The organism is uncultured Ralstonia sp. (assembly GCA_913056305.1).
Lineage (GTDB): Bacteria > Pseudomonadota > Gammaproteobacteria > Burkholderiales > Burkholderiaceae > Ralstonia.
Window position 1 is genome coordinate 1 of record CAJXMR010000218.1, and the last position, 7,610, is coordinate 7,610.

General features: G+C 66.3%; 10 protein-coding genes. All 10 read left to right on the plus strand.

The genetic code is table 11. The features are described 5' to 3' along the window. On the plus strand, nucleotides 1-702 hold a 702-nt coding region (locus tag QZ609_RS22200; protein ID WP_295499584.1), incomplete at its 5' end, for an ABC transporter permease. A 58-nt stretch (nucleotides 703-760) separates the two neighbouring features. After that, complete coding sequence (locus QZ609_RS22205; protein ID WP_295499586.1) at nucleotides 761-997, plus strand: BolA family protein; 237 nt, start codon at nucleotides 761-763, stop codon at nucleotides 995-997. Between the two features lie 100 nt (nucleotides 998-1,097). Next, a complete protein-coding gene (gene murA, locus QZ609_RS22210; protein WP_295499599.1) occupies nucleotides 1,098-2,363 on the plus strand; it encodes a UDP-N-acetylglucosamine 1-carboxyvinyltransferase in 1,266 nt (421 codons plus the stop codon). A 19-nt stretch (nucleotides 2,364-2,382) separates the two neighbouring features. Then, nucleotides 2,383-3,072: an ATP phosphoribosyltransferase gene (hisG, locus tag QZ609_RS22215; protein WP_295499588.1), complete on the plus strand. Its 690-nt coding sequence runs from the start codon at nucleotides 2,383-2,385 to the stop codon at nucleotides 3,070-3,072. Further along, on the plus strand, nucleotides 3,069-4,397 hold the full coding sequence (gene hisD / locus QZ609_RS22220) for a histidinol dehydrogenase (protein WP_295499590.1): 1,329 nt from the start codon (nucleotides 3,069-3,071) through the stop codon (nucleotides 4,395-4,397). The genes hisG and hisD overlap by 4 nt, the downstream gene beginning before the upstream one ends. Nucleotides 4,398-4,413: 16 nt before the next feature. Then, entirely contained in the window at nucleotides 4,414-5,538 is a 1,125-nt protein-coding gene (gene hisC / locus QZ609_RS22225) for a histidinol-phosphate transaminase (protein WP_295499592.1), read from the plus strand. After that, the gene (hisB, locus tag QZ609_RS22230) at nucleotides 5,535-6,125 is read left to right on the plus strand and encodes an imidazoleglycerol-phosphate dehydratase HisB (protein WP_295499593.1); all 591 of its coding nucleotides are present in this window, start codon (nucleotides 5,535-5,537) and stop codon (nucleotides 6,123-6,125) included. Before hisC ends, hisB begins: the two co-directional genes overlap by 4 nt. Before the next feature lie 55 nt (nucleotides 6,126-6,180). Beyond that, entirely contained in the window at nucleotides 6,181-6,804 is a 624-nt protein-coding gene (locus QZ609_RS22235; protein WP_295499595.1) for a MarC family protein, read from the plus strand. Next, entirely contained in the window at nucleotides 6,801-7,454 is a 654-nt protein-coding gene (gene hisH, locus QZ609_RS22240) for an imidazole glycerol phosphate synthase subunit HisH (protein WP_295499597.1), read from the plus strand. Before QZ609_RS22235 ends, hisH begins: the two co-directional genes overlap by 4 nt. Nucleotides 7,455-7,530: 76 nt before the next feature. Further along, on the plus strand, nucleotides 7,531-7,610 hold an 80-nt coding region (locus QZ609_RS22245), incomplete at its 3' end, for a HisA/HisF-related TIM barrel protein (RefSeq protein WP_295499600.1).

The following is a 7,610-nucleotide window of genomic DNA, read 5'->3' on the forward strand; positions in this document are numbered from 1 at the left end:
AGCTTCCAGACCGTGGCCGCGCCGGTGCTGACCGCGCTGCTGTACCTGCTGATCTTCGGCCACGTGCTGGAAGACCGCGTGAAGGTGTTCGACCAGCTCAGCTACACCGCCTTCCTGGTGCCCGGCCTGGTGATGATGAGCGTGCTGCAGAACGCGTTTGCAAACAGCTCGTCGTCGCTCATCCAATCGAAGATCACCGGCAACCTGGTGTTCATCATGCTGCCGCCGCTATCGCACTGGGAGATGTTCGGCGCCTATGTGACGGCCTCCGTCATCCGCGGCCTGGCCGTGGGCACGGGCGTGCTGCTGGTGACGACGTGGTTCGCGCACCTGCACTTCGCGCAGCCGCTGTGGATCATCGTGTTTGCCGTGCTGGGCGCGGCCGTGCTCGGCACGCTGGGGCTGATCGCCGGCATCTGGGCCGAGAAGTTCGACCAGCTCGCGGCGTTCCAGAATTTCCTGATCGTGCCGGCCACCTTCCTGGCGGGCGTGTTCTATTCGATCCATTCACTGCCGCCATTCTGGCAGGCGGTGTCCCACGCCAACCCGTTCTTCTACATGATCGACGGCTTCCGCTACGGCTTCTTCGGCGTGTCCGATGTGCCGGTGGCGACGAGCCTCGGCGTGATGTTGATCGCGTTGATCGTGGTGGGGGGGATTGCCCTGCAGATGCTGCGCACGGGCTACAAACTGCGCCATTGATGCGTCGACAAAACAACCAACGACGCACCACCCTAACGTTTTGCAGGAGAGGGACGGCATGTTGCCCACACCCGAACAAGTCAAGCAGTACATCGAAACCGGCCTGCCGTGCGAACACCTCGAAGTCGAGGGCGACGGTCAGCACTTCTTCGCCACCATCGTCAGCGCGCAGTTCGAAGGCAAGCGGCTGATCCAGCGTCACCAGCTCGTGTATGCGGCGCTGGGCGACCGCATGCGCGCCGAGATCCACGCGCTGTCCATGAAGACGCTGACCCCGACGGAGTGGAAGTCCTGAGATGGCCGAACTCGATCCCACCCCGGTTGCCGTAGAAACCGATTCCGACCTTGCGCTCGCCGAGCGCCCCCTGCGAACTGACCGACGTGACGTCTCGCTCATGGACAAACTGCTGATCGAAGGCAATGGCCCGCTGTCGGGCGAAATCCGCGTGTCTGGCGCCAAGAACGCCGCGCTGCCCATCCTGTGTGCCGCGCTGCTGACGCCCGAGCCGCTGGTGCTGCACAACGTGCCCAACCTGCAGGACGTGCGCACCATGCTCAAGCTGCTGCGCCAGATGGGCGTGGAGGGCACGCAGAACGGCCACGAGGTCACGCTCGACGCCGCCACCATCCACACACCGGAAGCGTCGTACGACCTGGTGAAGACCATGCGCGCGTCGATCCTGGTGCTGGGCCCGCTGCTGGCGCGCTTCGGTCATGCACGCGTGTCGCTGCCGGGCGGCTGCGGCATCGGCGCACGCCCGGTCGACCAGCACATCAAGGGCCTGCAGCAGATGGGCGCCGAGATCGTCATCGAGCACGGCTACATCGAAGCCAAGCTCGCCGACGGCGCCAAGCGCTTGCGCGGCGCGCGCATCGTCACCGACATGGTGACGGTGACCGGCACCGAGAACCTGCTGATGGCCGCCGCGCTGGCCGACGGCGAGACCGTGCTGGAAAACGCCGCCCGCGAACCGGAAGTGACCGATCTCGCCAACCTGCTCGTGAAGATGGGCGCGCGCATCGAAGGCATCGGTACCGATCGCCTGGTGATTCAGGGTGTCGAGTCGCTCAAGGGCGCCGAGCACACCGTGATTGCCGATCGCATCGAAGCCGGCACCTTCCTGTGCGCCGTGGCCGCGGCCGGCGGCGACGTGACGCTGCGCGGCGTGCCGCCGGGCATCCTCGATGCCGTGCTCGACAAGCTGCGCGAGGCGGGCGTGACGCTCACCACCGGTGACGACTGGATCCGCGTGCAGATGACGGGCCGCCCGAAGGCTGTGAGCTTCCGCACGTCCGAATACCCGGCCTTCCCGACCGACATGCAGGCGCAGTTCATGATGCTCAACGCCATCGCCGAGGGTTCCGCGACGGTGACGGAGACCATCTTCGAAAACCGCTTCATGCACGTGCAGGAACTGAACCGCCTGGGCGCCAACATCGTGATCGACGGCAAGACGGCGATGGTGACCGGCGTCGAGCAACTGTCGGGCGCGACCGTGATGGCAACCGACCTGCGTGCCTCCGCCAGCCTGGTGATCGCCGGCCTGGTGGCGCAGGGCGAGACGCTGGTCGACCGCATCTACCACCTCGACCGCGGCTACGACCGCATCGAAGACAAGCTCTCCGCCGTCGGCGCCAAGATCCGCCGCATCCAGGCGTAAGGTAAGGAACACGCAGGCCATGAACGCATTCCAGTCCGCCTCCAACCAGCTCACGCTGGCGCTGTCGAAGGGGCGCATCTTTGAAGAGACGCTGCCGCTCTTGAAGGCCGCCGGCATCGAGGTGACCGAAGATCCGGAAACCTCGCGCAAGCTGATCCTGCCGACCTCCGACCCGGCGCTGCGCGTGATCATCGTGCGCGCCTCCGACGTGCCGACCTACGTGCAGTACGGCGCCGCGGACTTCGGTGTGGCCGGCCGCGACGTGCTGATGGAGCACGGCATGGCGGGCCTGTATGCGCCCATCGACCTGAACATCGCCCGCTGCCGCATGTCGGTGGCGGTGCCCAAGGGCTTCGACTACGCCAATGCGGTGCGCCAGGGCGCGCGCCTGTCGGTGGCGACGAAGTATCTGAACACCGCGCGCGAGCACTTCGCCAAGAAGGGCGTGCACGTCGACCTGATCAAGCTGTACGGCTCGATGGAGCTGGGCCCGCTGGTGGGCCTGGCCGATGCCATCGTCGACCTGGTCAGCACCGGCGGCACGCTGCGCGCGAACAACCTCGTCGAGGTGGAGGAGATCGTGCAGATCTCGTCCCGGCTGGTCGTCAACCAGGCTGCGCTGAAGCTGAAGCGCGAGCGGCTGGCGCCGATCCTCGACGCTTTTGAACGCGCCTCCCGCCAGGATGCGCGCGTTGGGGAACCCGCATGAGCCTGACCATCCGTAAGCTGGATTCGGCCAACGCCGGATTCGCGGCGCAACTGCGCCAGGTGCTCGCCTTCGAGGCTAGCGAAGACGAAGCCATCGACCGCGCCGCCGCGCAGATCCTGGCCGACGTAAAGGCACGCGGCGACGCCGCTGTGCTGGAAGCCACGCACCGCTTCGACCGCATCGAAGCCGACAGCGTGGCCGCGCTGGAACTGTCGCCGACCGTGCTGCAGGCCGCGCTGGATGGCCTGGAGCCCAAGCGCCGCGCCGCGCTGGAAGCCGCCGCCGCTCGCGTACGCGCCTACCACGAGAAGCAGAAGATCGAGTGCGGCACGCATAGCTGGGAATACGCGGAAGCCGACGGCACCGTGCTCGGCCAGAAGGTGACGCCGCTCGATCGCGTCGGCATCTACGTGCCGGGCGGCAAGGCCGCGTACCCGTCGTCGGTGCTGATGAATGCGATTCCGGCGCGCGTGGCGGGCGTCAAGGAAATCATCATGGTGGTGCCCACGCCGGGTGGCGTGCGCAACGAGCTGGTGCTGGCCGCGGCCTGCATCGCCGGGGTGGACCGCGTGTTCACCATCGGCGGCGCGCAGGCCGTGGGCGCATTGGCCTATGGCACCGAGACCGTGCCGCCGGTCGACAAGATCGTCGGCCCGGGCAACGCCTATGTGGCTGCCGCCAAGCGTCGCGTGTTCGGCACGGTCGGTATCGACATGATCGCCGGGCCGTCCGAAATCCTCGTCATCTGCGACGGCACCACCGACCCGGACTGGGTGGCGATGGACCTGTTCTCGCAGGCCGAGCACGACGAGCTGGCCCAGTCGATCCTGCTGTGCCCGAGCGCCGACTTCATCGCGCAGGTGGAGGCCAGCATCAACAGCCAGCTTGGCGACATGCCGCGCCGGAACGTGATTGCCGAATCGCTGTCGGGCCGTGGCGCGCTGGTCAAGGTGCGCGACATGGAAGAGGCGTGCGAGATCGCCAACGACATCGCACCCGAGCACCTGGAGATTTCCGCCGAGCACCCGCGTCAGTGGGCCGAGCGCATCCGCCACGCCGGCGCGATCTTCCTTGGCAAGTACACCAGCGAATCGCTGGGCGACTACTGCGCCGGCCCGAACCACGTGCTGCCGACCTCGCGCACGGCGCGCTTCTCGTCGCCGCTGGGCGTGTACGACTTCATCAAGCGCTCCAGCCTGATCGAGGTGAGCGAAGCCGGCGCGCAGATGCTGGGCGAGATCGCCGCCGAGCTGGCCTACGGCGAAGGCCTGCAGGCGCACGCTCGCAGCGCCGAGTACCGCCTGCAACGCACCGAATCCGAATAACACCGTCAGCTACGCCATGACTGCCACCGCGCCAGCCCAACCCTCCCTGGAAGACCTGCTCGCCCGCATCGTGCGCGACGACGTTCGCGCCATGGGCGCGTACCACGTGCCCGACGCGACCGGCATGGTCAAGCTGGACGCGATGGAGAACCCGTACCATCTGCCGGCGATGCTGCGCGACGCGCTCGGCAAGCGCCTGGCCGAGGTGGCGCTGAATCGGTACCCGGTGCCGACTGCCGATGCGCTCAAGGCGCAGCTCAAGCGTGTGATGCACGTGCCGGCCGGCGCCGAGGTGCTGCTGGGCAACGGCTCGGACGAGATCATCAGCCTGATCGCCATTGCCGCGGCCAAGCCAGGCGCGACCGTGCTGGCGCCGGTGCCGGGTTTCGTGATGTACGCGATGTCGGCGCAGCTGCTGGGGCTGAAGTTCGTCGGCGTGCCGCTCAAGGCGGACCTGACGCTCGACCGCGAAGCGATGCTGGCCGCCATGGCCGAGCACCAGCCCGCCGTGATCTACCTGGCCTACCCGAACAACCCGACCGGCAACCTGTTCGACGCGGCTGACATGGATGCCATCGTCCGCGCCGCGCGCGGGCCGGTGTGCCAGAGCCTGGTGGTGGTCGACGAGGCCTACCAGCCGTTCGCGCAGCACAGCTGGATGCCGCGTCTGCCCGAGTACGACCACCTGTTGGTGATGCGCACGGTCTCCAAGCTGGGCCTGGCGGGCATCCGCCTGGGCTACGTGGCCGGCCACCCGAAATGGATCGCCGAGCTCGACAAGGTGCGCCCGCCGTACAACGTGAATGTGCTGACCGAGGCCACCGCCGCCTTCGTGCTCGACCATGTGGACGTGCTCGATGCCCAGGCAGCGACCCTGCGCGCCGAGCGCACCAAGCTGATCGACGCGCTGGCAGCCCAACCGGGCGTGACGGTGTTCCCGAGCGCGGCCAATTTCGTGCTCGTGCGCGTGCCTGATGCGGCCGGTCTGTTCGAGCGCTTGCTCAAACGGCGCGTTCTGGTCAAAAACGTCAGTAAAATGCACCCATTGCTGGCCAACTGTCTTCGCGTGACGGTCAGCAACCCCGAAGAAAACGCGCAATTTATCGATGCCTTTGCCGCATCGCTGCAGGACGCCCCATGAGCCGCCGTGCCGAGGTCACTCGCAACACTTCCGAAACGCAGATCCGCGTCGCCCTTGATTTGGACGGCACGGGCAAGCAGACGCTGAACACCGGCGTCCCCTTCCTCGACCATATGCTAGACCAGATCGCCCGCCACGGCATGGTCGACCTGGACGTCTCGGCCACCGGCGACACCCATATCGACGATCACCACACCGTGGAAGACGTCGGCATCACGCTCGGCCAGGCGGTCGCCAAGGCCATCGGCGACAAGAAGGGCATCGTGCGCTACGGCCACAGCTACGTGCCGCTGGACGAAGCCCTGTCGCGCGTGGTGATCGACTTCTCCGGCCGTCCGGGCCTGGAGTTCCATGTGCCGTTCACGCGTGCGCGCGTGGGCAGCTTCGACGTGGACCTGTCCATCGAATTCTTCCGCGGGTTCGTCAACCATGCCGGCGTGACGCTGCATATCGACAACCTGCGCGGCGTCAACGCGCATCACCAGATCGAGACCGTGTTCAAGGCCTTCGGCCGCGCACTGCGCATGGCCGTCGAGATCGATCCGCGTGCCGCCGGCACGATTCCGTCGACCAAGGGCGCACTCTGATCCACCGCGTCGGCTTGGCCGCGCCCATACGACACCTGACTGGCCAGCCGATCCCATGGATCTGACCAAGAGCTTTTTTTCGCTGCTCGCGCTGATCAACCCGATCGGCGCGATCCCGTTCTTCATCAGTTTGACCGAGAGCCAAACTGACGAGGAGAAGCGTCGCACCATCAAGGTCGCCTCGATTTCCGTGGCGGTGGTGATCGGCTTGTCCGCCTTGCTGGGCGAGCAGATCATCAACTTCTTCGGGTTCTCGGTCGGCTCGCTGCAGGTGGGCGGCGGGATCATCATGATCATGATCGCGCTGAACATGCTGAACGCGCAGACCAGCCGCACCAAGGCCACGCCCGAAGAAGAGGACGAGGCCGGCGCCAAGGCCAGCATCGCGGTCGTGCCGCTGGCGATTCCGCTGTTGACGGGCCCGGGCTCGATCAGCACGGTGATCGTCTACGCGGGCAAGACCCGCCACTGGTGGGAGCTGTTTTTCCTGGCTGGCGTGGGCGTGGCGATCGCGCTGGTGGTGTGGATCGTGTTGCGTGCCGCCGAGCCGATCGCCCGCGTGATCGGCCGCACCGGCATCAACGTCGGCACGCGCTTGATGGGCTTGATCCTGGCGGCGCTGGCCGTGGAATTTATCGTTGACGGGCTGAAAACCCTGTTGCCTGTTCTCAAATCATGACTACGATTGCCATTGTTGATTACGGCATGGGCAACCTGCGCTCGGTGGCGCAGGCCCTGCGTGCCGTCGCTCCGGAGGCCGATGTGCGCATCAGTGCGCAAGCCGATGAGATCCGCGCGGCTGACCGCGTGGTGCTGCCGGGGCAGGGCGCCATGCCCGACTGCATGGCCGCGTTCGACCAATCCGGCCTACGCGAAGCCGTGCTCGAAGCGTCCCGCACCAAGCCGATGCTCGGCGTGTGCGTGGGCGAGCAGATGCTGCTGGAGCGCAGCACCGAGGCGCGCGCCGGCCAGGAAACCACCGCCGGCCTGGGCCTGATCGCCGGCGACGTGATCCGATTCGACCTGGACGGCCAGTTGCAGCCGGACGGCTCGCGGTACAAAGTGCCCCAGATGGGCTGGAACCGCGTGCACCAGAGCCGTGCCCACGCGCTGTGGGCTGGCGTGCCGGAGCAGAGCTACTTCTACTTCGTGCACAGCTACTATGCCCGCCCGGCACACCCCGAAGAATCGGTCGGCGAGACCGAATACGGGGTGCGGTTTACCTGCGCCATCGCCCGGGATAATATTTTTGCAACACAGTTTCACCCGGAAAAAAGTGCACAGGCCGGTCTGCAGATCTACCGGAATTTCGTGCACTGGAATCCTTAACGCTGTACTCGCCGCACCTGCGTCGCAATCGAACCCGTTTTTTTTCCTCCCCCCACTCAACTTTGTCGTCACGCTTATGTTGCTCATCCCGGCCATCGACCTGAAGGACGGTCAGTGTGTGCGCCTCAAACAAGGCGATATGGATCAAGCCACCGT

Coding starts and splice junctions, on each gene's coding strand:
- hisC (WP_295499592.1), top strand. CDS start 4,414: ATGACTGCCACCGCGCCAGCCCAACCCTCCCTGGAAGACCTGCTCGCC.
- hisD (WP_295499590.1), top strand. CDS start 3,069: ATGAGCCTGACCATCCGTAAGCTGGATTCGGCCAACGCCGGATTCGCG.
- hisH (WP_295499597.1), top strand. CDS start 6,801: ATGACTACGATTGCCATTGTTGATTACGGCATGGGCAACCTGCGCTCG.
- hisB (WP_295499593.1), top strand. CDS start 5,535: ATGAGCCGCCGTGCCGAGGTCACTCGCAACACTTCCGAAACGCAGATC.
- QZ609_RS22235 (WP_295499595.1), top strand. CDS start 6,181: ATGGATCTGACCAAGAGCTTTTTTTCGCTGCTCGCGCTGATCAACCCG.
- hisG (WP_295499588.1), top strand. CDS start 2,383: ATGAACGCATTCCAGTCCGCCTCCAACCAGCTCACGCTGGCGCTGTCG.
- QZ609_RS22205 (WP_295499586.1), top strand. CDS start 761: ATGTTGCCCACACCCGAACAAGTCAAGCAGTACATCGAAACCGGCCTG.
- murA (WP_295499599.1), top strand. CDS start 1,098: ATGGACAAACTGCTGATCGAAGGCAATGGCCCGCTGTCGGGCGAAATC.